We start from the raw sequence: 24,634 nt of genomic DNA on the forward strand, positions 1-24,634 counted from the left end.
CATCCACACCGCCGGAATCCTCCATGTTTCCTGCGCTTCCTGCATCCCCAGCATCCCATGGCGCGGCGGTGGCGCTGGCCTATCGGGATGGCAGGATAGCTCCGCAAGTCGTTGCAAAAGGCCGGGGGCTGGTGGCGGAAGCCATAATCGAGAAGGCGCGTGCACATGGAGTATATGTGCACGAATCGCCGGAACTGGTATCCCTGCTGATGCAGGTGGACCTCGATCAGGCGATTCCACCCGAACTCTACCGCGCAGTGGCTGAACTGCTCGCCTGGCTTTACCGGCTCGAAGCGGGAGTTGCTCTCCCGCTCTCGCATTCGCTTCCCGCGATAGAAAATATGATGAAGGATCGAGACGGTTAGAAAGCCCTGGACAAATCCCTGCTGGGGATTTATTCAGCGCTTCCTCAGCTCTGTCTTAACGGGTCTGGGTTTCCTGGCCAGTTAGCGCCAGTATGCCCTTGAGCGTGATGACGCCGGTCAGCGCTTCCACGGGGATACGGGCCTGGCTCTCGTTCGGGTCCCTATACCGGAATACCTGCGCCTCCATTTCCTGGCCTTGGGGCGGCGAAAGAAAAACGAGCGGCTCGGGTATGGCCTGGATCGGCAGCGAGATAGTCAATCCGTGTTCCAGGCCGCGAACTCCCGCGGGATAGTCGGTGAAGGTGAAGGAGATGATCCGCTTCAATATCTGCACGTCGAATCCATCGGGTGTCAGCCTGAAGGGAACGCGAAAGCTTGCTTTTCCCATGTCGAAGCACAGCAATCCGTCGTGAAAAGGCGACGCGGCATCTCTGTCTTTGCATTGCGGCCGGGATTTGCATATTTCATCGAATTCTTCCACATCGGGAAGCGCGTCGTGAGTATTCGTGTATTCGACTATGGTGCGGCTCCATTTTTTGTCCCAGGCATCATCCCGAAAGGTCCAGCGCCTTTGGCGAAAGCAGGTCAGTTCGTATTCCCGCAAAAGCTGGTATATCACAAGAGAATATCTCCCGCACATGGGCGCCTCGAAGTTGAAGGTTTTCGTGGTGGTGATGCTGTGGCTCCAGTTGACTTCGTAGCCGAAAACTTCCTTGATCGTCGCCTTCAGCTTGAGGATATCCTCCAGGCCGAGGGAAGCGCCAATGGATTGTTCGACCGTCTGGCTGGTTTTCTCCGAAACGCCTTCGGTCCGGGCAACCTGGCAGACTCCCGGCGATCCGCATCTCGCCGTGGTGCTGCTGTCGATATCGATCCATTTCTCATGAATGACGCAATCGATCCTCGTCCGGCCGGAATCGAGATCAACAGATACTTCCCCAATTTTCTTTCGGCCGCTGAAATAAACAGCCATCTCTCCCTCCGGATTCCAGTTTCGGGCGGCAATCAGGCCGAAGCCGAAGCAACTCCGATTTATTCGCCTTTTTAAGGCTAGGGAAGCGCTGAACAAATCCTCGTTGAGCGCGTTGCTGGTAAAATCGGGATGATCATAAGGCGCGCGACGAAGGTCGTAGCCGGGACTACGATGCCAAGGAGTGCAACGCCATGAGAACCCGATTTTACCACAACCCTTATGGGGCGGGGCTTTGCGAACGGTCTGCCTTGTCAGGCTCCTGGCGAAGGAGCGCCCCGGAGCGTCGCCCGAGGGGCCCCGCAGAACGGGATCGGGCAGCGGAGGGGATGCTTCGACCGCACCCCAGTTTTGTTGGGGCGCAGGCATCCCGCTACGGGGTCGCATCTTCCTTCGGAAGACACTGCTCCGCCCTGCGCGGTCGCACCATTCGCGTTGTCGCCTTTCGCGCACTCCATCCCGCAAAGCCACCGCCGCGCCAGCGGAGATTTATTCAGCGCTTCCCTAGATCCCGCCGGTAAAAAAGCAAGAGGCCGGCGGGGTTCGGCTGCTGCCCCCCCATTTCATTCGCCACCCGATCGCTCGATCTCTTCCCATAGTTTCTGCAACCGCTTTGCGGAAACAGGATAAGGCGTCTTCAGTTCCTGCGCAAACAGCGAGATGCGCAGTTCTTCGATCTGCCAGCGGAAGCCGGCCAGGGCCGGATCGCTGGTTCCGGTCTTTTTATGTTGCTGCAGGCGCTGTGCGTACCGGTTCCAGAATCCTGTGATTACCGCGCCATGGCGCATGTCGCGCTCCGGGTTTCCGCCATATTTATCCAGCCGCAGCGACATGCCCTTGATGTAGCGCGGCAGGTGTTGCAACTGCTCCCATGGCGTGGCGCTCAGGAATCCCGGATAGACAAGGTGATGCAATTGCTGCTCCAGCTCATTTTTCAGTTTTCCGATACCGGGGCTTCCCGCAGACATCCGCGAGGTCAATGCCTGGGATTCGCTGGCGATGCTCTGCAACGTCCGCAGTGTGGCCTCCGTGACAGCGGGCAGCCGCACCCTGGCCCGCTGCCGCTGTGCCGCGAATTCCTGCTCGCGCCGGGGCAGCACATCATCCCCAATGAAAGCGCGGTCGGAAAGAGTGTTCAGGATGTCGTCCCTCAGCACATCGGGATCGACGAGGCCATGCAGCTGCAAGACTGCCTGGTTCACCATCCCGCCTTGTCCCCACAGGTGTTTTTCCAGTTGCTTCATCTGTTCCCTGAGCTCGTAGCGCAGCAACTGGCGCACGCCAGCCCGCATGCTTGCCTGCGCCGCATCCGGCGTATCGAACAGGTGGATGGACACCTTGCCCTCGCGCAGCGCCAGCGCCGGATAGCCGACCAGCTTCCTGCCACCGCGCATGAACGGAATTTCTTCCGGGAGATCGCCAAAATCCCAGCGTTTTACCTCGTCGCGATCGACGGGAAGGCACTCTCTCGAGTCCGCCCCGGAGAATGTCAACTGCGCTGCCTCGCCGAGCCGCGCCCTGAGCTGCGCCAGATCACGGCTCATGGCCAGCTCTTCCCCTGCTTCGTCCACTATCCGGTAATTCATCAGCAGGTGCCGGGGCGGCTCTTCATTGGCCCATATGGCGGGTGAAACAGTGGCGCCTGCGCTTCTCTGAATGAAACCTGCCAGAGTGGCTGTCAGGGGGATTCTCGCCCGGGTGGCCTGTCCTTGCCGTGGCGCCGCATTTTCTTCCTCTTTCTCCCGGTCATCCTGGTATTCAAGGAAGCGCGTCACGAATTCCGGCACCGGCACGACCTGCCGCCGTATCTGCTTGGGAAGCGCCTTCAAATGCCAGGCGATCTTTTCCCGGATCAATCCGGGAACCAGCCAATCGAATCGCGCCGGTTCGAGCTTGTTGAGCAGGGGCAGGGGCACAGTGACAGTCACGCCGTCCAGTGGATGGCCTGGTTCGAAGCGGTAGGCGAGCGGCAGCCCGAAACCATCCATGGCATCCATGATGATGGTATCGGGAAACCTCGCCTCGGTAACGTCGGCCGCCTCATGGCGCATCAGGTATTCGCGGGTAAGATAAAGACAATGCGGGTCTTTCTGCTCCGCCTGCCTGCGCCATTTTTCGAATGCGGCCCCGTTGCTGATTCCCTCCGGAATGATCCCATCGTAAAAGGCGAAGATTTCCTGCTCGTTCACCAGCACGTCCGGCCGCCGCGCCTTGTGCTCCAGCGCCGCGACTTCAGCGATCAGCTTGCGGTTGTGCTCGAAAAACGAGGCATGGGTAATATAGTCGCCGGAGACCAGCGCGGAGCGTATGAAAATCTCCCGTGCTTCCCTGGGATTGATCGCGCCGTAATATACCCGCCGCTTCGGCACTGCCGTCAGGCCATAGAGCGTGACCCGCTCGAAGACCGATACCTGTGCCGTTTTCTTTTCCCAGTGGGGATCGAAATAATGTTTCCTGCAAAGCCTGCTGCCCACTTGTTCTACCCACAGGGGATCTATTCGCGCCACGCACCGCGCATACAGCCTGGTTGTTTCTGTCAGATCGGCGGCCACGATCCATCTGGGCCTGGATTTTTTCAGTGCCGAGCCGGGGAAAATGGAAAATTTGATGCCGCGCGCCCCCAGATACTCGTCATCCTCATCGGCCTTGAACCCGATGTTGCCCAGTAGCCCGGACAGGAGCGCACGATGGATCTCCTCGTAGCTCGCGGGAATTTCATTGGGCCTCATTCCCGATTCCATCACCAGCGTATGAAGCTGGCCATGGATCTCGCGCCATTCACGCATCCTGCGATGCGACAGAAAATTTTCCTGGCACAGGGCCGCCAGCTTGCGGCCGGATTTTTTATGTTTGAGCTGCTCATTGAAAAAATCCCACAGCTTCAGGTAGCCAAGAAAGTCGGAGCGCTCATCCTGGAAGCGCTGATGGGCGCGGTCAGCCGCATCCCTGCGCTCGAATGGCCGGTCTCGCGGGTCCTGTACGCCCAGCGCCGAAGCGATGACAAGCACTTCGCTCAGGCAGTTCTCCTCCCTGGCGGCCAATATCATGCGCGCCACCTTCGGGTCGATGGGAAATTTGACCAGCCGCCAGCCGATGGGGGTGAGGGCCCGCTCCTTGCCCGGGGTATCCTGCACCGCTCCCAGTTCCGACAGCAACTGGTAGCCATCCGCAATCATCCGGGGCAAGGGAGGCTCCATGAACGGAAAATCCTCGACCTCGCCAATCCTGAGCGACTTCATGCGCAGGATCACGGCGGCCAGGGATGAACGCAGAATCTCCGGGTCAGTGAACTCCGGGCGGCCCAGATAATCCTCTTCCGGATACAGGCGGATGCATACGCCGCTCATGACCCGTCCGCAGCGCCCGGCCCGCTGGTTGGCGGAAGCGCGCGATATTTTCTCGATCTGCAGTTGCTCCACTTTGTTGCGGAAGCTGTAGCGGTTGATTCGTGCCAGGCCGGTATCGATCACGTAGCGTATTCCCGGAACCGTAAGCGAGGTTTCCGCTACGTTGGTAGCGAGAATGATGCGTCTTGCGTTCCCGTCCGGCTTGAATACGCGCTCCTGCTCCGCGTAGGATAAACGTGCGAACAGGGGGAGTATATGCACCATGGCATGGCTCGCGCCGGGAAAGGCGTGCTTGCGCAACGATTCGGCGGTCTGCCGGATCTCGCGCTCGCCAGGAAGGAAGATCAGCATGTCGCCCGCGCCGCAGCGCATCGCTTCATCGACCGCGTCGAGGATCGCCTGCTCGGCATCGCCTTCCGCCTTGTCCTCGTCTTCGGTTTCCGTTTCCGCATAATCCGTGCCGCCAATCCTGCCGGGCGGGCGGTAGCGTACTTCAACCGGATACAATCGGCCCGATACCTCGATTATGGGAGCATCGCCAAAATGTGTGGAGAAACGTTGCGCATTGATCGTGGCGGAGGTGATGATGAGCTTGAGATCTTCGCGCCGGGGCAGCAGCTGCTTGAGATAGCCGAGCAGGAAATCGATATTGAGGCTGCGCTCGTGCGCTTCATCGACAATGATCGTATCGTATGCCAGCAACTGCGGATCGCCCTGGGTTTCTGCCAGCAGGATGCCGTCGGTCATGAGCTTGATGTACGTATCCGGACCCACTTTATCGGAAAAGCGCACCTTGTAGCCTACCGCGTGTCCTAGAGGACTGCGAAGTTCGGATGCCACTCTTGCAGCGACCGTGCGTGCCGCAATGCGGCGCGGTTGCGTATGCCCGATCATGCCGGTAATCCCGCGATCCAGTTCCAGGCAAAGCTTGGGAAGCTGGGTCGTCTTGCCCGACCCGGTTTCGCCGCAGACGATTACAACCTGGTTATCCCGTATAGCCGCAAGGATGGCGTCGCGCCGGACCGCTACGGGGAGCTCTTCGGGATAAACCGGCCTGGGCGCATTCACCCGGCGCATTGCGATTCTCGCCGCGTCAGCGGCAGGGCGAGCGTTTGCAGCAGAGGAAATGGCGGAAGCGGCCACCGGTTTTTTCATCGGGACATGAGATGGGACATAGGGCTTGCTGAAGCCTTATTTTAACGTACGCCAAAGCCGGTTCACGACTGCCGGACTGGCAAAGCCGGGATGGGCAGAACACTCGGCAAGCCAGTGGCGAAATCAGGAAGAAAGGGGATGGTCCTTGACACGGGATTTCCAGCAGCTATCTTTAGGGAAGCCCTTACGAAGCCCCTACGAAGCATATTAAGAGTATTCGCGGAGAGCGCCCCATGACTGGAAATCCCCGCAGCAAACGAAAATTATCCCTTCCACTGATTATCCTGGGGGGGTTGCTGATGTTTCTCGCGCCGGAGAACATATGGGTTGGCGCGGTTCTTTTTGGCCTGGGCATTATCGTGGAAATAGCGGGAGCCGTACTGCGGCAGCGCCGCGAACCCGGGGAATAGCGCGAAAACGAATGAGCGCCACTTCCCCTGCTGCGCAGGCTGCGTTCGATGACTTCTGTTTTGCGTCGCCCCGCGGCCCATTCTCGCTCATCCCGATCGTAACAGCCTAACCGTGGCCTGTGGTCCTTGTGCCACAATGATCAGATTCGCACTGAAGGGAAGCGGCAACTGCCGGATTCAGGATAATCCCGAGCTGGAAAAGAGGGCAGGAGCAGGGCAAGGTGAATCCCCCATTGGCGCACCCGGGAATTGTTGAATTCAGGATAAAAAACCCGAATACGCTAATACGCTACGGCGGCTCCGGGTTTATTGCTTTCATCTGCAAAGAAGGCTGTAAGGGGGGCTCTCGGAATCCTCGGAGGTCCGCCCTCGAATGGCATGATAGTATACCTGCGCTCTGCAAAGCCAAGGAGAAAGTCGAATTTTCTTACCGCCCCGGCTCGCGTCAATTCCGTCAGCGTTCCATCTGCCGGGTGGCGGTGTTTGTCTCTCAGCCCGGTATGCGGCGCCTCGCCAGCAGCAATAACATCCCCAGTCCCGCTAGCATCATCGCATATGCCGAAGGTTCCGGAACCGGCGCCAGCACGCCGAATAACCCATGGGCTTCGTCATTAGGGCCAGCTGCGAAGTAGAGCAACTGGCTGCTGCCCCCCATTGCACCATTGCCCGGAGATATGGCCCACAGCCCATCAATCACGACGGGATGGTTGCTGGCGTCCATTACCTGTCCCAGGGGCATGAGGGTGGCCGGATCATAGATGTTGATGTGGCCATCGCCGAAATTGCCCACGAGTAGATCTCCCGCCATGGCGCCAAACGAGGAAGGGGCGATCGTCAGCCCCCATGGCGCATTCAGCGTGCCGCCCGAAGCCACTCTGCCCAGGAAGTTGCCATCCAGCGTAAACTTGTCGACCAGCCCCAGGCCGGCACCCTTGATTTCATCGTTGGTTGCATTATCCCGCTGGGCATAGGTAACATACAGCGTGCCATCGAGATTCTGCACATTGAAAGGCGCATAGCCGGTAGGCAGGTTGGGATCGGTGAACGAACCGGACAGCGACGGCTGCGCCGTGGTGCCTTTATAAACATCTATGGCGCCGGCCTTGAAATTCGCAGCGTACAGATAGTCATTTCCCGCCACGCTGCCGATCGCCGCTCCCTTGTATACATTTGCCGCAGACGCGCTCGCGATGGTCTCGGCCGAGGTGCCCAGGGAAGGCCGCCAGCCGGAGACCGTGCCATCCTCGCTCACGAACAGGAAACGATTGCCATTGAATGACGATCCGTTTCCGTTGAATACCTGGCCTGTCGGATTGCCGGTGCCGGGGATGGTCACCGTGAGCCCCGCCTTGGCGGTGGCCTGGGTTGCCGGGTTCACGTTGTACAGTACTGCCGTGCCGGCCCCGTTCGAAGATACCCAGAAGGGACTGGTGGGACCAAAAGACATGCCCCATCCATTCTTGAGACCCGGATCGGTTATCTGCGCGGGATTGGCAGCCTGGTTATCGGTAACCAGGTTGGTAACGCTGAAGGGCACCGCCCAGGCAGGATTGAAAAGGATTGCCACCAGGGATAATCCCGCCCCGGCAGCCAGTGATGGTAAAAGGAATCGAGTTCGTTGCATGGCTTGCTCCACAAAAGTTAAAGAGAACTGCGCACCAGTGTCATTTGGCCCTTCCATGTGTCCCTCTTTTACCGTCAGCCCTTACCTCTCTTCCGGCCGTCCGTGGTCCATCAGCGGCAAAGCTGACCGGCTCATCTTATATGGGTCGGGCTATGACCCTGGATTATGCGGATGCCCCGAATTTCAACATATATCATGGCTTCCGATTGTCAAGCTGGACCATATGTGCGCGCATATCGAGAATGGGGTTTCGCCCATTGCATCCGTCCATAGCGGCAGGCTGGCGCTTGCTGCTTGCCGCATGCCGCCAGGAGGGCCGCGCTGTCGAGTCTGCAAATCGCTGGACTGATCTGCCGGACTGATCTATAACTACAGGAAATATTTCAGGGAAAAATGCTTGTCGACTCTATCACTTATTAACCTATCGGGAGGAACGATGACGACCATACACGGATGGGCTGCTTCCGGCGCGAAACGGGAGCTTGAGCCATTTACCTACGATGCCGGCCCCCTGGGTGCGGAAGAGGTGGAAATTGCCGTGGAGTATTGCGGCTTATGCCATTCCGACCTTTCCATCCTGAACAATGATTGGGGCTTGTCCCGGTATCCGGTGATTCTGGGGCATGAGGCGGTGGGGCGCATCGTCGCGCTGGGGGATTCGGCCAAGGGCTTAAAAGTCGGACAGTATGTGGGCATTGGCTGGAGCGCATCGAGCTGCATGCACTGCCATGAATGCATGACCGGAAATCACAATTTGTGCCCGGAGGTGGGCGCGACCATCATCGGGCGTCACGGAGGGTTTGCCGATCGGCTGCGCTCGCACTGGGCCTGGGCAATTCCCCTGCCCGATGCGCTCGATATTTCTTCCGCGGGGCCGCTGCTGTGCGGGGGCATCACGGTCGCGGCCCCGCTGATGCATTTCAATATCAAGCCGACGGATCGTGTGGGCGTGGTGGGAATCGGCGGCCTCGGCCACATGGCCCTGCGGTTTGCAAACGCATGGGGATGCGAAGTGACGGCTTTTACTTCCAGCGAATCCAAATTCGAAGAAGCCAGGAAATTGGGGGCCCATCAGGTGATATCGAGCCGTGATAGGGCGGGGATTGCGAAGGCGGCAGGCTCGCTCGATTTTCTCCTGATCACCGTCAACGTGCCGCTTGACTGGAGCGCATTGCTGGGAACATTGAAACCGAACGGCCGCATGCATGTGGTGGGGGCCGTGCTCGAACCGATGCCGATCGCCGCCTTCGACCTCATCATGAAGCAGAAAAGCGTTTCCGGATCCCCTACGGGAGCGCCTGCGGCAATTTCCGCCATGCTGGATTTTGCCGCGCGGCATGGCGTCGCGCCGCAGGTCGAGCATTTCCCGTTAAGCCACGTGAATGACGCGATCGAGCATCTGGCGACGGGTAAGGCGCGCTACCGGGTCGTTATCGATATCATCTGAAACGCGTAATATCCTCATCGGTACCCCCTCTCCTACGCCGGGAGAAACTCGCCCAGCCTTGCGGCTGGGCGGCTGTTTCCAGGCTATCATTTTCCTGTTTTCCATTTCGGCTGCCTTAAGCTGCCTGAAGCTGTCTTAAGGTGTGCCTTAATTAAGTTGTGCCTTAAGCTGACTTGTCTAGTTGGAACCCCTAGCATCCGGTAAGGATGTCGAACAGCTTTACATTTCACCAAGACGTACAAAAAAAACTTCGAATAACCATCTTTCTATATATGGCATGATAATTGCTTCAATGTGTTTGGCTCGCATTTTTGCTCGGCAATGGTTGTATGCACAACTATTGCTGGTTCTATTCTTGCCGGGATACTTCTTGAATAATGTGGCGTTCGAAGTAATGGGCAATCAGAAACCGGGACCACGGCCAACAAAACATGACATTGCACTATTTCCCAGGCTGCTTCGAGCCTGGCGTCGGCGCTCGCTCCGCGATTTTGGACGCCTATTGGCGTATAACGTAGGCTTGGTAGCGAGCGGCAAATACGAACAGGCAAATCATGCTTTTGATCCGGCATTTGACCGGCGATTCAACGTGGAGACCGCCGGCACGGAAGAGCCCGGGTTTTTAACTGCCGAGCATGATCTCAAGTCTCATGCCCGCGGATATGAACCGGTGACGGAACAAATGATGCGCGCACTGCTGGAAATGTTGCCCGATACCGATCTCGTTTCCTATAGTTTTATCGATTTTGGTTCGGGTAAGGGGCGGGCATTATTTGTTGCTGCCGAATACCCGTTCCGGCAGATCATCGGTTTGGAGTATAGTCAGGAACTTCACGAGGTAGCTTCGAGAAACGTGGCAACCTATCGCAATCCGGTACAAAAATGTTTCCATATCACGCCGCTGTGCATGGATGCAACGGCTTTCAGGTTGCCGGAATATCCTTTGATTTGCTTTATCAATAATCCTTTCGACGAATCGTTGATTGCCAGGACAGCCAGCAATATCGATGGGTCGGTGAGGGCATTCCCGCGCCCGTGTTTTATCATCTACCTTCATTCATACTACCCTGGCCCAATTGATGCCTTATCCGGATGGTGTCGGATACACGAAGGATCTTCGGAAAGATCATCGTATATCATCTGGCAATACGCAGCGAGCACTACATAACTTCCGGTTCTATCAACCAGGAATAGTGCGTAACAAGTGTTGACAGGCCTTAGGATACAATGAACTGGGCAGTGCCTTGCAGGTTGACTACGCTGTAAAGGCGCTGCGGTCCTGGCGGCGGTCCCGCGATGGTGGTGGGGGCGGTAGCGGTGATTCCCGGAACCCTGATGTGCGCTCCAGCGGACTGGGGTAATACCGTGACGATAGGCAGAAGCAGTGAAAACGTGATGGTTTGCAGATCGGGTATGGATTCCAGCGTGACGGTAATCAACTGGCCAACCTCCGTATCCTGGATGCGAACCTCGTCTCCCCGGAACGAACGGCTGATCCTGTCGTCGCGATAGCTGAAAATGGGGCCGCCAAGAATGCTCGTCGTGGAATAGGTGACATGGATAGTGCCACGGCTAAGCTCGAACAGGTTTGCTTGGGTAAAACCTTCCATGATGCCCCCTCCTTGGAAATAATATTCATCCAGGCCGAATCTTGTAGAGTCCGCACATGCGGGATACCGGCTTTTCTGTACTATAGATCACTATGGGCAGAAAACAAGCTGATCCATGGATACGATCATTTTTTCCTGCCGGCTTCTTCAAGGATACGCACTGTTTCCGAATGGCCATTCTGGGATGCCATTGTCATCGCCGTGCTGCCATCCTTGGCTTTCACGCCCGCCTTGGCGCCGGCCGCGAGCAATATTTCGGCCACCTCCTGCCTGCCATCCTGCGATGCCAGCATCAGGGCGGTAATGCCGTCGCTTGACGTGGCGTTTACGTCCGCCCTGGCGGCGAGCAGCACATAAACCACCTCCTGCCGTCCATCCTGGGATGCGGCCATCAATGCAGTCATGCCATTGCCTGACTTGGCATTCACATCGGCTTTGGCTTCAATCAGCTCATGAACTACCAGTTGATGACCTTCCTTCGCCGCCGCCATCAGCGCGGTAATGCCCTCACTTGTCCTGGCGTTCGCATCCGCACCCGCCACCAGCAGCGCCTGCACTATTTTTTGATGGCCTTTTTCCGACGCTATCAACAACGCAGTCAAATTGTCGCTGGTTCGGGCGTTTACATCCGCCTTGTCTGCCAGCAGCTCATGCACCACCATCAAGTGGCCGGCCTGGGATGCCACCATCAACGGCGTGACGCCGTTGTCTATCCTGGCATTCACATCCGCCCCGGCGGAAAGCAGCATGCGCGCCACTTCAGGATGGCCCATTTCCGATGCCATCAGCAATGCTGTCGCGCCGTGCTCCCTTGCGGCATTGACCTCGGCACCGGCTGCCAGCAGATTCTGCACGACTAGCTGATGTCCGTTCTGCGATGCCACGAACAGGGCCGTGATGCCATTATTCATGCGAGCCTTTACTTCCGCGCCAGCGGCGAGCAATTGCTGCACTACCGGCTGATGCCCCTTCTCCGATGCCAATATCAATGCGGTCACGCCATCACTTGTCCTGGCATTTGGATTGGCGCCGGCTGCCAGCAGCCCCTGCGCCACCATGCGATATCCTTCCTGCGCCGCCGCCATCAGGGCGTTGACGCCATTGCCCGCCACGGCATTGACATCCGCTCTGGCCGCAAGCAGCGCGTGGACTATCTGCGGATAGCCTTTTTCAGATGCAATGATCAAAGCGGTCAGGCCATCATTTGCCCTGGCATTCACATCGGCTCCGGCGTCAAGCAAGGCCGTCACTATTTGCCGGTTGCCAACCGCCGCTGCTGCCATCAATGCCGTAGCGCCATTGCTCATGCGTGCATTCACATTAGCCCGGGCATCAAGCAGCTTTCGCACAATTGCCTGATGGCCTGTGGTGGAAGCGGCCATCAACGCGGTGGCGCCATCCTGCCTCGCTTCATTCACGTCGGCTTTGGCGGCGAGCAGCGCCTTTACCCGGAAAAGATCTCCTCTCCGCGCCGCCGTAAGCAATTCGCTGTCCGCCAGCACGCTGGCGGGCGACAAGCACAGAACCACCACCAGGCAGGCAAATTGCATTTTCCATGATCTTGTCATTTCACCTCCTCTTTAACGAATCGCCATTGCTTCCTCAGCATGCCCTAATTCCCGGAAGAGGGCTGGGGAGAAACCTGCAGCCAGCCATCCGGGCAGTCCTTGACATAAGGATAATACCCGTTTGCCGCCCGGCAGTAATACCAATAGCCGGGGGGCGGCGAAGCCTGAGGCTGCTGTGGCACGTCCTGCCGCTCCACGTATACCGGTGGCGCCGAGGGTGCGACTGCCGGGGGATAGGAATATGCCGGGGGATAGGAATAATAAGGCCAGAATCCATATCCGCCATAGCCCAGCCCATATCCTAATCCCAATCCAAGCCCGTATCCTCCAAAACCGAAACCCAGGCCGTAGCCGTAGCCGCGGTAGAAGCCCCTGGGGCTGCGATAGTAGCCATGACCGCCACCTCGATAGTAGCCTACTCCACCTCCCCGGTAATAGCCCACCCCACCGCCAAAATGCTCCCCGCCGCCATAGTGCATTCCTCCGCCGTGTCCCCAGCCACCTCCGCCAATATGTCCGCCGCCGCCAAAACCACCGCCGTGTCCGCCGCGCGCCCATGCTGAAGCAGCGTAAAGCACTCCAAGAAGAATGAACGCAACAACCATCGATCCGGTCTTTTTCATACTTGCCTCCCCCATCCGCCCGATCTGTCTGGCCAGATATGGCGATGACTTACCGCAGCCAGAATCCGCCGATCTTCCCATCCTTGAGGGCGAGAAATATCAGGACGTCGTCATTGCCATCCTTGAATTCCATCTTCCATGTGTAGACTGTAAAGCCCTGCTGGTTCAGTCTGGTGAGGAATGTCGTGACATAGCCCTGCTTGAGGCGGGAGGCAAGGGATTGATTGATGCTGGCAAGCATCTCCTTTGTCATTCCCTCCTGGAATGCCTGGTCGCCCTGTGCGATGAAATCCGGCAGGGAATTGGCCTGGATAGCCGAGATCATGCTTTTCATGGTGGCTTCCGTGTTTTCGGGCGCCTGTGCAAAAACAGCCAGGGGTGTCAGCATGATGAACGTGAAAGCAATGATTTGACGCCTCATGAGCGCCAGTGAAGAAGCCAGGCACATGAAACTCTCCTTGAGTGGGTGATATTGGAACGATGGCAGCAATCAGCGGCTTTTCATGCCGCTATGGGGATAATCTGCAATATAGACGCAGAGCCGGGAAATTGAAAGCCGGAAAGGGATAGGATGGGCGGAAACAGCGGTACGCTTGATGCGCTTGTGATACGCCGGCGAAAACAGCCGGGCTTAAGGAACCTCTGAATCTGCGAGGACTTGTTCAGAGGTTCCTTAGGAAGCGCTGAACAAATCCTCACTGAGCGCGTTGCTGGTAAAATCGGGATGATCATAAGGCGCGCGACGAAGGTCGTAGCCGGGACTACGATGCCAAGGAGCGCAACGCCATGAGCACCCGATTTTACTGCAACCCTTATGGGGCGGGGCTTTGCGAGCAGTCTGCCTTGTCAGGCTCCTAGCGAAGGGGATCAACCATTCGCGTCGTCGCCTTTCGCGCATCCCATCCCGCAAAGCCACCGCCGCGCCAGCGGAGATTTATTCAGTGCTTCCTCAGTACACGCTACGGTCTTTGGACACGACCATGATAGTTTTGAGGATGATATGCAGGTCCAGTCGCAGGGACCAGTTGCGCAGGTAGTCGAGGTCGTGGTCGATGCGGGCTTGCATTTTGTCGAGGGTGCGGGTTTCCCCGCGGTAGCCGTTGACCTGGGCCCAGCCGGTGATGCCGGGCTTGACCTTGTGGCGGATCATGTAGCCCTTGATCAGGTTGCGATAGATCTCGTTGTGGGCCACTGCATGGGGGCGGGGGCCGACGATGCTCATGCGCCCCTGCAGCACATTGACGAACTGGGGCAGCTCATCGAGCGAGTTCTGGCGCAGGAAGGCGCCGATGCGGGTGATGCGGGCATCGCCCTTTTGCGCCTGGCGGATCTGCTCGCCGTCTTCGCACACGCGCATGGAGCGGAACTTGTACACCAGGATCTCCTCGCCGTCGAGGCCGTAGCGGCGCTGCTTGAATATCACCGGCCCGGGCGAGTCCAGCTTGATGGCAAGGGCGATGAGCAGCAGCAGCGGGGAGATGAGGGCGAGAATGATGAGGGACAGGAAGATGTCGCTTGCCCGCTTGATGAGGCCGGCTGATCCGGTGAAGGGCGATTCGCATACCGAGATGACGGGGGTGCCGCACACATTGCCGCTTCGCCCCTGGATCAGGTCGGTGATGAACATGTCGGGCACGAAGTAGATGGAGGCGGTGGTGTCCTTGAGCTCGTCGAGCACATGCAGGATGCGCGGCTGCGAGGCCATGGGCAGGGAGAGGTAGATGAACTGGATGCGGTTTTCCTTGACGAAGTCGGGCAGCTCGCGCAGCCTGCCCAGGAGCTGGTTCCTGGCGGCCTGGTGCAGGCGCTCCTGGTCGCGGTCGTCGAAAAAGCCGCACAGCTCGATGCGGGAGTAGCGCGCCTCTGCGATGCGCGCGGCCAGGGAAGTTCCCTGTTCGTTCATGCCCACGATGATGGCGCGCTGCGGCGGGCCTTGCAGCGCCAGCAGGAAGGGGGCGGCCGAGCGCAGCAGGAGATGGGCGCCTATCTGGCTCAAGGGGGCGATCCATAGCCAGGTGAGCAGGGCGTGGCTGGAGAATTCGGCGATGTAGCCGGTGGCAAGGCCGAGAAAGAACAGCAGCAGGGCCACCCAGAACCAGCTGTAGAGGACGTCGAAGATGAGCCGCTTGATGGAATACTGCAGGCGCGAGGTGCCGGGAAAGGTGACGGAGAAGACAATGACGGCCAGGATGAGGTAGGGCGGAAGCAATTCGCCTTCGATGCTCGCGCTCACGTACCACAGGGAGAGGGTGAGCATGGCCGGGTCGAGGATGGCCTCCAGGGCGCTGAGCATGTTGTTGCCCAGCGGCCCCTTGCTGGGGGTGGAGAGGGTGGAGGCCGAGAAGGTGGGATTGGCTTCAGCCATGGCTGGGGTGGCGCTCGATCTTGGATACGGCCTGCATGCGGTTGTAGACGTCCAGCTTCTTGAAGATGTGCTGCAGGTGGTTCTTGACGGTGAAGGAGCTGATGGAAAGAATGCTGCCGATCTCGGCGTTGGTCTTGCCCATCCTGACCCAGTCCATGATTTCGGCTTCGCGCTTGCTCAGCCCGTAGTCTTCGCCAGCCTCGGCTTCGCCCATGCCCGGCTCTTCCTGCGACAGGAAGGGCACGGCCACGGAGGGCGGGGACAGGGGAGCCACCCGGCGCAAGGCGGTATCGATGTAGGGCAGGAGGATTTCCATGGCGTTCAGGGTGGAGGCATTGAACCGGTCTTCGGAACTGAACAGGATGTACAGGCAGTCGTGGCGTCCGCGCTTGTCGCTGATGCCGTGCAGCAGGGTGGAGCGCATGCCTTGCAGGGCTTTGCCGAAGGCGCAGTGCAATCCCATGTCTTCCTGCAGCAGCCCGGGCTCGTCCGTCCCGGAGGAGCAGGGCATCCTGCCCAGTTCAACCCAGTAATTATAAAGCCGCCGCAAAAGCGGTGAAAGCCCTTCTGGCTCCAGGTGCGCCGTCCTTACTCCGGGCAGCGCCGAAATGATGTCGTGGCGTATGGCCCCGGATGCGAAATCCCCCCAGGCAACCAGCATGATCTCATGCGGAAGATAGTGCTGGATCTCGCCTTGCATCCAGCCCAGCAGATCGCAGTGCCGCCGTACCGCTATCCCTTCCTGTATTATCCTTGAATACCGCTGTAATTGATCTATCGAAAGTGAGGTGAAGAAAGCCATGGAATGATTTTGTGTGATTGTTCAAACTGGATTGTTGGCTATAAGGTTAGTCGGAAGAACGGAACCTGCATCCATTTATTGTTCATATCGATAAGAGAAAATGTGGATTGCTCCGGTAGACTGTCCGTTTCGGTCAGCCAGATCCAAAATGGCACGCCGTGGGCCGAACTTAACGCTAGCATAGGGAAAAGAAATGACGCCCTTATTACCCTTTTGCGAAGAAATAATGACCGGGCTGCCGAGGCGGTCATTGTCAGGTGAATGGCTCTCGAGGCCTTCCATCCTCCGAGGAGCCTCCGAGGAACACATGGCAGGAAAATCAGGATCACAAGGTGAACAGCCGTACCGTTCGCCACTGTGGTGGACGGCAGGGATCTGGTCAGAGGTTCTCCCGGCCTGCCAGGATCAGCTTGAGCCCTGATGCTATGAAACACCAAATGGTTACCGCCTGGATAGCTGTAAGATCTTACAGGTACCGATGAGGACTGCCGCTTCATCTGGTTACCAGTGAAGCTGGCGCAATAACGAACGTTTTTTCCACTGATGCGCCTGCATGCGATGCAAAATGTTGTCCAGCATCCGGATCGTCTCGATGATATGCGGACCCTTGTTGAGCATCACGCATTCGGCCCGTACGCCCGCCGCGGCATCCGTGACTTCGGCACGGCTTGGTTTACCGGTCTTGGCCATGCCTTCGAGCACCTGGGTTGCCCAGATGACCGGCAGGTGCGCCGCTTCGGCCAGCCATAAAATCTCTTCCTGCAGTTCCGCCAGTCTTTCGTAGCCGCATTCCACCGCCAGGTCGCCACGCGCGATCATGATCCCGGCTACCGGCGAATGCAGCAGGGCGAATATCAGTTCGGGCAGTTGCTCGAAAGCGGTGCGGGTCTCGATTTTTATCACGATGCCCAGCTTGCGGGCGCCAAGGCGCTTCAAGTGTTCTTGCAGCAACAGGATATCGTCGGGCCTGCGTACGAATGAAAGCCCCACCATGTCTGCATTGCGGACAACGAATTCAAGATGCTCCACATCGAGGGATGTCAAACCGTCGAGGTTGAGCTGGCTATCAGGCAGATTGATGCCTTTGTCTGCCAGCAGTTTTTCTCCCCCGTCGCGCGCTTCGGTGATCTCGACCCGAATTTCATCCGTTCCGACGTCGCGGATTACTCCGCCGATGCGGCCGTCATCGAAGAGAATCCGTTCGCCGGAGCGGACGCTGGGAAAAATTTCCGGCAATGAGCAGGCGATATGCGCGGGATGCTGGAGATGCCCCTCGCTGTCGAAACGGGCGGGTTGTCCCGGAACCGGATCCCGGGTAACGACGAGACTGTCTCCGCGATATAACCGGATGGTATCCGCCACTTGCAGCAGTGTGCCTATCTCCCCCGCATATCCTATCGGCCTTGGTGAACTGGAGGTGGAACGCAAGAGGTAAAGCTTCAAGCCGGGCTTGACATAAGCCGTTTGCATGGATTCCGCACAGAATCCCGATCCCAGCCGTTCGATCAGCTCCAGGCGGCGCAATGCTCCCCTCGCATCGTTGAATTCGATCCTGTCATGCACCGCGGCCTGCGCCAGCCAGTCATCCTTCACGGGCACAGCGGGCCAGGCATGCGCCGGCCGGCCGGTGGTATCTCCTTCCGGGTGGAGCCATATGCGCGCAGGTTCTGTCACGTTGCCGTAAGCATTGCGCCTGGGCTGCCATTTGATTACCGACGGCGCGAGAGCAATTCCCCCGGTGCGAAGCTTGGGGCCGCCCAAATCCATCAGGATGCGACAGGAGCGCCCTGTTTCCCGGCGCGCACGCTTGATCTGCCGGGCGAGACGATCCCAAACCGCGGGGTCGTCATGCGCGCAATTTATCCGCGCGCAATCCATGCCCTGCAGAAGCATATCCCGGATAAGCGCATAATCATCCGCAGCGGCTCCCGGCAAGGTGACCAGGATACGAACGCGTCTTTGGGCAGGAGACTTGCCAAGCAGGTCGTTGGTATTGGTTTCCAGCAAAGCGTATCCGGCAACCGCGGTTTCGATGGAAGGGATCGCTTGCGAGGCCTTTTTTCCCTGTGAACGCTGCAGCAGAGTAATAATGGCATCCAGATTACTCAACACGTGCGACTCTGCGCGACCCATTGAAGACAGGCCGGCTGCCGCCAGCTTCTTCTGCAGGGGACGCGCGTCGCGGCGGCGCAAGCCGAGATAATGGATGAGATTGGCGGCGCTGGCACGGTGCCGGACCGGCACCTCCTTCAACAGGACGTCGGAAGCTTTTTCCAGAGCAATGAGCTCTTCACGCAAGCTTGTCAGTTCCTGGAGCAAATCCGCGTATGGACTGGGTTTTTCTCGCTCGGAAGGGGAATCCTGCACTTCTTTGCGCGATAGGGTCATGAGTGAGTGTCCACGGGTCATCGCCAGTCAGGATAAACACTGGCGCAAATTCGAACGTTGACATGATATTGTTACAATTGCGTGACGACAGCGTGACGGTAAAAAATTAAGCTTGCCGCTTGTATGCATCTCGCTTCCGCTGCCTCATCCATTCGTTTTGCCATAGCTGTTCCAGCGCACGTCGCCTTTTGCCGCGAGGGCGATGGTGAAATACTATCTTAGATGATTCTGCTTATTCTTCCATGCCGCACCATCATGCCCGCAGCTCCAGCCTTCTTTAGCAGCACCGGCTGACTTTGCCTCCATAACGCGCCTCCTGCCGTTCGCAGAAGAACTGCTGGTAGGACATGACCGGCAGATGCGGATGTTTGTCCCGCATATGCGCAACGTAAGTGCCGTACTCAGGCACTCCCACCATCAGGCGCAGGCTCTGGCATACTCTTCTTGCCCCGATTGCAATGTTCGTGAGGCCAACGATTCCCACAGTCCTGCCTGTTCCAGTTTTAACCGACATGGCTTATCTCCTTTGCATTTTTCTTCATGGCCGAAGCTATTTTCCTTCATGGGCGCGGCGACGCTTCCACAGGCAATAGCTCGAATGGCGTTTCCCTGGCGCTGGGCTCGCGCGTGGCGCGCGCCTGCATCACCGTCCTGGCGCCGAATACCAGCATGCTGATCAGTACCAGCATGAACAGGGCGGCAAGCGATGCATTGACATAGTCGTTGAAGATCACCTGCTGCATCTGCCCGATGGATTTGGCCGGGGCCAGCACCTTGCCCTCCGCGATGGCATTGCGGTATTTGTCTGCATGCGCCAGGAAACCGATGCGCGGATTGGCATCGAATATCTTCTGCCAGGCAGCGGTGAGGGTGCAGACCATCACCCACACGGCGGGCACGATGGTGACCCAGGCGAAGCGGTCGCGCTTCATCTTGAAAAGAACGGCCGTGCAGAGAATCAGCGCGATGCCGGCGAGCATCTGGTTCGATATGCCGAACAGCGGCCACAGCGTGTTGATGCCTCCCAGTGGATCCACCACGCCCTGGTAAAGAAAATAGCCCCAGCCGGCCACGCAAATGGCGGTGGCGACCAGGCTTGCCGCGAGGGAATCGGTACGCTTCATCGCCGGAACGAAGGCGCCGAGCAGATCCTGCAGCATGAAGCGGCCGGCGCGGGTTCCGGCATCGACCGCGGTCAGGATGAAAAGCGCCTCGAACAGAATGGCGAAGTGATACCAGAACGCCATCATCGCCTTGCCGCCAATGGCGTCGGACAGGATCTGCGCCATGCCCACCGCGAGCGTGGGCGCCCCTCCGGTGCGGGAAATGACGGTGTGCTCGCCCACGTCCTTCGCGGTCTGCGTGATCATCTCCGGCGTGACATGGAAACCCCATTGCGAGATGGCCTGGGCGGCAGACTCGGCCGTGGTGCCGATGATCGCCCCCGGGCTGTTCATGGCGAAATAGACCCCCGGCTCGATCGTGGATGCCGCCACCAGCGCCATGATGGCCACGAACGACTCCATCAGCATCGCACCATAGCCGATGAAGCGCGCATCGGTTTCGTTGCGGATCATTTTCGGCGTGGTGCCGGAGGAAATGAGCGAGTGGAAGCCGGACACGGCGCCGCAGGCGATGGTGATGAACAGGAAGGGGAAAAGATTGCCCGACCAGACCGGACCGGAGCCATCGGTAAACTGGGTGAACGCCGGCATCTTGAGTTCCGGCGAAACGAAGATGACACCGATGGCGAGCCCTGCGATAGTGCCGATCTTCAGGAACGTGGATAGATAATCGCGCGGAGCCAGCAGCAGCCATACCGGCAGCACGGAAGCAATGAAGCCGTAGCCGATCAGCAGCCAGGTCAGTTGCTCGCCGGTCAGGGTGAACCAGCCGGCCAGGGCGGGCATTTCCTGCACGTATTGCCCCATAACGATGGACAGCATCAGCAGGATGAAGCCGATCAGGGATACTTCGCCGATGGCGCCCGGGCGGATATGGCGCGCGTATACGCCCATGAACAGGGCAATAGGTATGGTGGCGGCCACAGTGAACGTGCCCCAGGGCGATTCCGCCAATGCCTTGACCACGATCAGCGCCAGCACGGCGAGCAGGATCAGCATGATGAAGAAGGTGCCGAACAGGGCGATAGTGCCGGGTACCTGTCCCAGCTCGGATTTGATCAGATCTCCCAGGGAGCGGCCATCGCGCCGCGTGGAGATGAACAGCACGGTAAAGTCCTGAACTGCGCCGGCGAACACCACGCCGGCAAGCAGCCACAGCATGCCGGGCATGTAGCCCATCTGTGCCGCGAGGATCGGGCCGACCAGCGGCCCGGCTCCGGCTATCGCGGCAAAATGATGGCCAAACAGCACATGCTTGTTGGTGGGCACGTAGTCCAGGCCGTCGTTGAACTTGTAGGCCGGGGTCATGCGCGTCGCATCCAGCCGCAGCACCCGGCTAGCGATGAACAGGCTGTAGAAGCGGTAAGCGATGGCATAGATGCATACCGTCGCCACCACGATCCAGATGGCGCCGATGGATTCGCCATGCTGCAACGCAATCACCCCAAAGGCAAAGGCACCCAGCACGGCCAACCCCACCCAGACCAGCCTGCCGATAAATCGATTCATGGTTTTCTCCCGAAGCTGAATCCTGCTGCCGCGATAGATAAGGTCTCTGAGTACCTCGGATATGCGCCTTATCCGGCTCGACCGAGAGCCGGCGCAAATACCCAGGCAATGGCAAGCAGGAGATTATAAATAAACTATTGCCATGCCATGTTTTCAAAAAACGGAAAATTGCCTTTCCATTTCTGCAACATTGCTTGAGTCGTTGTATCGCTCAAGCCTGCAGTGGGAGTGACTCATCCGGATGGCGCTCCATCCGGGGTCTGTCAGTACCCATAACCCTCAGTACCCATAACCAATAGGCCCTGGGATTCATCCGGACTCTAACGGAAAGGACGGCTCAAATAAGGAGAACGCTCCAGGCCGAAACGCCACGGCACATCCTTGGCCTTTGAAATGCCGATGCGCGGGCCCGTCACCACCTGGAGTTGCTGGCTGGCTGGGCGAGGCAGGAGTTGAAATGGGAGTGAGTCGATCGGCAAGCCATTGTGCTCCCCCGTGATGCCGAGGGCTTGGCAGACTCGCCCGGGGCCGGAACAGAGCAGGCGCTCGTTGGCAAGGCCACGCCTGGTCCGCATGATTTCCAGCCCCGCCAGCGGCTCAATCGCCCGGATGAGGACGCCCGCGCCGTGTCCATGCGGGCGGCACACGAAGTTGAGGCACCAGTGAATCCCGTAGGAGCGGTAGACATAGGCGTGGCACGGCGGGCCGAACATCACCTGGTTCCGTCGGGTCGGGCCTCCAAAGCTGTGCGAAGCCGGGTCTTCATGGTCGTATGCCTCGACTTCGACGATACGTCCGCCGACCCCATTCATCAGCAAGGTTGTTCCTATCAGCGACTGCGCCACTTCGAATGAAGGGGCATGAAAATTGATATGGGGTGCGGCCGTATCCATGGCGGCAATTCTATACGGATGGTCTTGCAGCCGAAACCACTTTATGGAGAGAGTGGAATCGCAGTTTCAGAAGGCGATCTTGTATTGTAGGATGAGCAGGTCCCGGCTGGATGTTTTCACGATATCGCCAGCGGCCCAACCCTTCTTCTGCGCAATGGACAGCACTTCATTGAAGAATTCGATCACTGCATTATGCTTGATCAGCTGCTCACGATTCTTGCTGAACATGGCGGGCATCCATATCTCATCATCCAGCCGCCGAATGGTGAACAAACTCTCGGTAAAGGGGCCCGTGCCGCACTTGTGTAATTACCTGAACAGGTATAAACTGTCGCCATGGCTGACAAAAAAACCGCTCGGAAGCAGTGTTTGTCCTGCATTGCTTTCAGAAGAAGAGCAAGATTGAAGGTGGCCGAGGTATTGGCACAGGAGTTACGAAATGCAAAAACGAATCATTGAAAGCGCTGAGGTTCAACGCAGTTCAAGCAACGTCTTCGCCGATCTTGGGCTGCCAGATGCCGAGAAGCTCAAGATCAAGACCGGTCTGGTGGTCGAAATCAGGAAGGCGATGCGTGCTCTCGGGCTCACTCAACAAGCAGCGGCCAAGCGCATGGGCATTCCACAACCGAAGGTGTCGGGCATGATGCGCGGCGACTTCACCAACCTGTCCGAGCGCAAGTTGATGGATTGCCTGAATCGCCTCGGCTATGACATCGAAATTACGGTGCGGCCGGCGTCCGAGCCGATCGGGCATCTGACGCTCGCAACCACCTGACCGTAGCCTTGTTCCATCCCCTGATCGGCTGACGGAAATTTCGGCGGCTTCGGCATCCAATCCATACCTTCTCCCATCTTCAGCAGGTCCGCCAGATTGTGGCCGGCCAGCAGAGCGTCGATCTGCAGATTCGCATGTTCGAGGGTAATACCATAGTCATTTTCCGGCACCAGGAAATGTCGCGCTTGGGGAGATGGATATTGCGCAGGCGTTTGCTTATCTCCTCCGGCAGACAAGTAACCTCCATAGACAGCGGCTCCAGGTTCAGGTGGCGCACTCGGTTGATTTCAGTTGCCGGCACGGGAAACTATTTGAAAAGGAATATAAAGCGATTTGTTTGTCGTAAAGAGTGGATAGGATTCCAGTCCGGCATGAACAGGCACGGAAGAACATGAAAGAGCATAAAACAGCATGAAACAAATATGAGCGCCACCACATCGATGGTTGGCGCGACCCTGCTTTTCGCGACCATGACTCTTTGCGTCAAGCTGGCCTCCATCCAATACAGCACTGGTGAAATGGTGTTTTACCGAGGTGTCGTGGGCGCACTGATGATGGCATTCCTGGCGCACAAGAAAGGCGGAACCCTTCATACGAATGTGCCGGCATTGCATTTCTGGCGCAGTTTGACCGGGGTCAGTTCGCTCGGCCTCTGGTTTTACGCCATAGCGGAATTGCCGCTCGCCACGGCGGTGACGCTGAACTACATGTCGCCGATCTGGATGGCGCTGCTGCTTCTCGGCGGCGCTTTCCTGCTGGGCACGAGCCGCGTCAACGGCTGGCTGCTGGTAACCGTGCTGGTCGGCTTTGCCGGGGTGGTATGCGTGCTCCAGCCGGTCATGGCCGGGGATCAGCTATGGGGAGGCCTGATGGGGTTGATATCGGGGTTGTTCGCCGCCATGGCTTATTTGCAGGTCTCCGCACTTGGCCGGGCAGGGGAGCCTGATGGCCGCGTGGTATTTTATTTTTCCATGGGCAGTATCGCAGGCGGGGGACTGGCAGCTACACTGTCAGGCGGATGGCATACCCATACGCTGCATGGAGTGGGAGTGCTGCTTGCTGTCGGCATACTCGCGACCCTGGCGCAATTCCTGTTGACCCGGGCTTATCGCACCGGCAACATGCTTGTCAACGCCAGCTTGCAGTATCTCGGCATCGTCTGGGCATTCCTGTATGGCGTGCTGCTGCTCGATGACCCCGTTACGGCACTGGCACTATTTGGCATGAGTCTGATTGTGCTGGCAGGAATTACCGCCGCGCGTCTGCGCGAACCGCGTGTCATCCACGAGGTCGAAAATGATTTCACCGGATAAACGGCGACCGGGGCGGAGCCGCCATCGCATTGCCCGGGAAAGGTTCCAGTTGGATTTATCCGGGAATGCCCACCTGTAACTTTCGACAGCTTTCCGCGGAATTGTCCATCATGTCTAATCACTTTTTGATTTGCCCTTATAATCATGATCCTAAATCCGGCAGTTGACCGCTCATTTCCAGTTTAGAGCCATGATCCATAAAAACTATTCGCGGTACTTGATGTTCATCGCCATGGTGAGTTCGCTACAGGACGGATTGCGCGATTTTTGCGGCACACGGCTGCGTTGCAACTCCTTGGAATGGAATAGCCATTCCGCATCGTTGCGCGTTGCCCTGCACGCCAAA

The 24,634-nt window shown here is 58.1% G+C and carries 19 protein-coding genes and 1 pseudogene; 6 read left to right on the forward strand and 14 right to left on the reverse strand.

Features of this window, described 5'->3' with window-relative positions:
* The first annotated feature begins 23 nt into the window (after window positions 1–23).
* The gene (locus ACZ5CE_RS06620; RefSeq protein WP_464577448.1) at window positions 24–365 is read left to right on the forward strand and encodes an EscU/YscU/HrcU family type III secretion system export apparatus switch protein; all 342 of its coding nucleotides are present in this window, start codon (window positions 24–26) and stop codon (window positions 363–365) included.
* A 55-nt stretch (window positions 366–420) separates the two neighbouring features.
* Here the strand turns inward: ACZ5CE_RS06620 and ACZ5CE_RS06625 are convergent, their stop codons facing one another.
* Both ACZ5CE_RS06625 and hrpA read right to left on the reverse strand, forming a co-directional pair.
* Entirely contained in the window at window positions 421–1,338 is a 918-nt protein-coding gene (locus tag ACZ5CE_RS06625) for a hypothetical protein (RefSeq protein WP_464577129.1), read from the reverse strand.
* 560 nt (window positions 1,339–1,898) lie between these two features.
* A complete protein-coding gene (hrpA, locus tag ACZ5CE_RS06630; protein WP_464577130.1) occupies window positions 1,899–5,837 on the reverse strand; it encodes an ATP-dependent RNA helicase HrpA in 3,939 nt (1,312 codons plus the stop codon).
* Window positions 5,838–6,070: 233 nt separating this feature from the next.
* Between hrpA and ACZ5CE_RS06635 the strand changes: the two genes are divergently transcribed.
* Window positions 6,071–6,247, forward strand: a complete 177-nt coding sequence (locus ACZ5CE_RS06635) for a hypothetical protein (RefSeq protein WP_464577132.1) — start codon at window positions 6,071–6,073, stop codon at window positions 6,245–6,247.
* 490 nt (window positions 6,248–6,737) lie between these two features.
* Here ACZ5CE_RS06635 and ACZ5CE_RS06640 read toward each other — a convergent pair whose 3' ends face one another.
* The gene (locus ACZ5CE_RS06640; protein WP_464577134.1) at window positions 6,738–7,871 is read right to left on the reverse strand and encodes a TIGR03118 family protein; all 1,134 of its coding nucleotides are present in this window, start codon (window positions 7,869–7,871) and stop codon (window positions 6,738–6,740) included.
* A gap of 436 nt (window positions 7,872–8,307) precedes the next feature.
* Between ACZ5CE_RS06640 and ahr the strand changes: the two genes are divergently transcribed.
* A complete protein-coding gene (ahr, locus tag ACZ5CE_RS06645) occupies window positions 8,308–9,318 on the forward strand; it encodes an NADPH-dependent aldehyde reductase Ahr (RefSeq protein WP_464577136.1) in 1,011 nt (336 codons plus the stop codon).
* Between the two features lie 181 nt (window positions 9,319–9,499).
* The gene (locus tag ACZ5CE_RS06650) at window positions 9,500–10,486 is read left to right on the forward strand and encodes a class I SAM-dependent methyltransferase (protein ID WP_464577138.1); all 987 of its coding nucleotides are present in this window, start codon (window positions 9,500–9,502) and stop codon (window positions 10,484–10,486) included.
* A gap of 49 nt (window positions 10,487–10,535) precedes the next feature.
* On the opposite strand, the gene ACZ5CE_RS06655 is transcribed toward ACZ5CE_RS06650, so the two are convergent.
* The 11 genes and pseudogenes from ACZ5CE_RS06655 to ACZ5CE_RS06705 all read right to left on the reverse strand — a co-directional run.
* Entirely contained in the window at window positions 10,536–10,928 is a 393-nt protein-coding gene (locus ACZ5CE_RS06655; RefSeq protein ID WP_464577139.1) for a hypothetical protein, read from the reverse strand.
* Between the two features lie 125 nt (window positions 10,929–11,053).
* Window positions 11,054–12,496, reverse strand: coding sequence for an ankyrin repeat domain-containing protein (locus ACZ5CE_RS06660; RefSeq protein ID WP_464577141.1), 1,443 nt, complete (start codon window positions 12,494–12,496; stop codon window positions 11,054–11,056).
* A gap of 44 nt (window positions 12,497–12,540) precedes the next feature.
* Window positions 12,541–13,119 (reverse strand): hypothetical protein, encoded by a 579-nt coding sequence (locus tag ACZ5CE_RS06665; RefSeq protein WP_464577143.1) that lies wholly within the window; start codon window positions 13,117–13,119, stop codon window positions 12,541–12,543.
* 49 nt (window positions 13,120–13,168) lie between these two features.
* Entirely contained in the window at window positions 13,169–13,567 is a 399-nt protein-coding gene (locus ACZ5CE_RS06670; protein WP_464577144.1) for a hypothetical protein, read from the reverse strand.
* 501 nt (window positions 13,568–14,068) lie between these two features.
* Window positions 14,069–15,484, reverse strand: coding sequence for an undecaprenyl-phosphate glucose phosphotransferase (locus ACZ5CE_RS06675; RefSeq protein ID WP_464575952.1), 1,416 nt, complete (start codon window positions 15,482–15,484; stop codon window positions 14,069–14,071).
* Window positions 15,477–16,286, reverse strand: a complete 810-nt coding sequence (gene epsA, locus ACZ5CE_RS06680; protein ID WP_464575950.1) for an XrtB/PEP-CTERM-associated transcriptional regulator EpsA — start codon at window positions 16,284–16,286, stop codon at window positions 15,477–15,479. Before epsA ends, ACZ5CE_RS06675 begins: the two co-directional genes overlap by 8 nt.
* Before the next feature lie 501 nt (window positions 16,287–16,787).
* Window positions 16,788–18,674 carry a pyruvate kinase gene (locus ACZ5CE_RS06685; RefSeq protein ID WP_464577146.1) on the reverse strand — a complete coding sequence of 629 codons (1,887 nt, stop codon included), beginning with the start codon at window positions 18,672–18,674 and terminating at the stop codon, window positions 16,788–16,790.
* Window positions 18,675–18,951: 277 nt separating this feature from the next.
* A complete protein-coding gene (locus ACZ5CE_RS06690; RefSeq protein ID WP_464577147.1) occupies window positions 18,952–19,188 on the reverse strand; it encodes a YbdD/YjiX family protein in 237 nt (78 codons plus the stop codon).
* Window positions 19,189–19,234: 46 nt separating this feature from the next.
* Window positions 19,235–21,307, reverse strand: coding sequence for a carbon starvation CstA family protein (locus ACZ5CE_RS06695; RefSeq protein WP_464577149.1), 2,073 nt, complete (start codon window positions 21,305–21,307; stop codon window positions 19,235–19,237).
* A gap of 320 nt (window positions 21,308–21,627) precedes the next feature.
* Window positions 21,628–22,200 carry a DNA-3-methyladenine glycosylase gene (locus ACZ5CE_RS06700; protein ID WP_464577151.1) on the reverse strand — a complete coding sequence of 191 codons (573 nt, stop codon included), beginning with the start codon at window positions 22,198–22,200 and terminating at the stop codon, window positions 21,628–21,630.
* Window positions 22,201–22,323: 123 nt separating this feature from the next.
* A pseudogene (locus tag ACZ5CE_RS06705) lies at window positions 22,324–22,455 on the reverse strand (IS5/IS1182 family transposase); the annotation flags it as partial.
* Between the two features lie 184 nt (window positions 22,456–22,639).
* Between ACZ5CE_RS06705 and ACZ5CE_RS06710 the strand changes: the two are divergent.
* Both ACZ5CE_RS06710 and ACZ5CE_RS06715 read left to right on the forward strand, forming a co-directional pair.
* Window positions 22,640–22,975 (forward strand): helix-turn-helix domain-containing protein, encoded by a 336-nt coding sequence (locus ACZ5CE_RS06710; RefSeq protein WP_464577152.1) that lies wholly within the window; start codon window positions 22,640–22,642, stop codon window positions 22,973–22,975.
* A 422-nt stretch (window positions 22,976–23,397) separates the two neighbouring features.
* Complete coding sequence (locus tag ACZ5CE_RS06715; RefSeq protein WP_464577154.1) at window positions 23,398–24,288, forward strand: DMT family transporter; 891 nt, start codon at window positions 23,398–23,400, stop codon at window positions 24,286–24,288.
* The last annotated feature ends 346 nt before the right edge of the window (window positions 24,289–24,634 follow it).

This window comes from Nitrosospira sp. TNL200 (genome assembly GCF_055386305.1).

Coding starts and splice junctions, on each gene's coding strand:
- ACZ5CE_RS06625 (WP_464577129.1), bottom strand. CDS start 1,338: ATGGCTGTTTATTTCAGCGGCCGAAAGAAAATTGGGGAAGTATCTGTT.
- ACZ5CE_RS06675 (WP_464575952.1), bottom strand. CDS start 15,484: ATGGCTGAAGCCAATCCCACCTTCTCGGCCTCCACCCTCTCCACCCCC.
- ACZ5CE_RS06665 (WP_464577143.1), bottom strand. CDS start 13,119: ATGAAAAAGACCGGATCGATGGTTGTTGCGTTCATTCTTCTTGGAGTG.
- ACZ5CE_RS06620 (WP_464577448.1), top strand. CDS start 24: ATGTTTCCTGCGCTTCCTGCATCCCCAGCATCCCATGGCGCGGCGGTG.
- epsA (WP_464575950.1), bottom strand. CDS start 16,286: ATGGCTTTCTTCACCTCACTTTCGATAGATCAATTACAGCGGTATTCA.
- ACZ5CE_RS06640 (WP_464577134.1), bottom strand. CDS start 7,871: ATGCAACGAACTCGATTCCTTTTACCATCACTGGCTGCCGGGGCGGGA.
- hrpA (WP_464577130.1), bottom strand. CDS start 5,837: ATGAAAAAACCGGTGGCCGCTTCCGCCATTTCCTCTGCTGCAAACGCT.
- ACZ5CE_RS06710 (WP_464577152.1), top strand. CDS start 22,640: ATGCAAAAACGAATCATTGAAAGCGCTGAGGTTCAACGCAGTTCAAGC.
- ACZ5CE_RS06690 (WP_464577147.1), bottom strand. CDS start 19,188: ATGTCGGTTAAAACTGGAACAGGCAGGACTGTGGGAATCGTTGGCCTC.
- ACZ5CE_RS06695 (WP_464577149.1), bottom strand. CDS start 21,307: ATGAATCGATTTATCGGCAGGCTGGTCTGGGTGGGGTTGGCCGTGCTG.
- ACZ5CE_RS06685 (WP_464577146.1), bottom strand. CDS start 18,674: ATGACCCTATCGCGCAAAGAAGTGCAGGATTCCCCTTCCGAGCGAGAA.
- ahr (WP_464577136.1), top strand. CDS start 8,308: ATGACGACCATACACGGATGGGCTGCTTCCGGCGCGAAACGGGAGCTT.
- ACZ5CE_RS06660 (WP_464577141.1), bottom strand. CDS start 12,496: ATGACAAGATCATGGAAAATGCAATTTGCCTGCCTGGTGGTGGTTCTG.
- ACZ5CE_RS06635 (WP_464577132.1), top strand. CDS start 6,071: ATGACTGGAAATCCCCGCAGCAAACGAAAATTATCCCTTCCACTGATT.
- ACZ5CE_RS06655 (WP_464577139.1), bottom strand. CDS start 10,928: ATGGAAGGTTTTACCCAAGCAAACCTGTTCGAGCTTAGCCGTGGCACT.
- ACZ5CE_RS06715 (WP_464577154.1), top strand. CDS start 23,398: ATGAGCGCCACCACATCGATGGTTGGCGCGACCCTGCTTTTCGCGACC.
- ACZ5CE_RS06670 (WP_464577144.1), bottom strand. CDS start 13,567: ATGTGCCTGGCTTCTTCACTGGCGCTCATGAGGCGTCAAATCATTGCT.
- ACZ5CE_RS06700 (WP_464577151.1), bottom strand. CDS start 22,200: ATGGATACGGCCGCACCCCATATCAATTTTCATGCCCCTTCATTCGAA.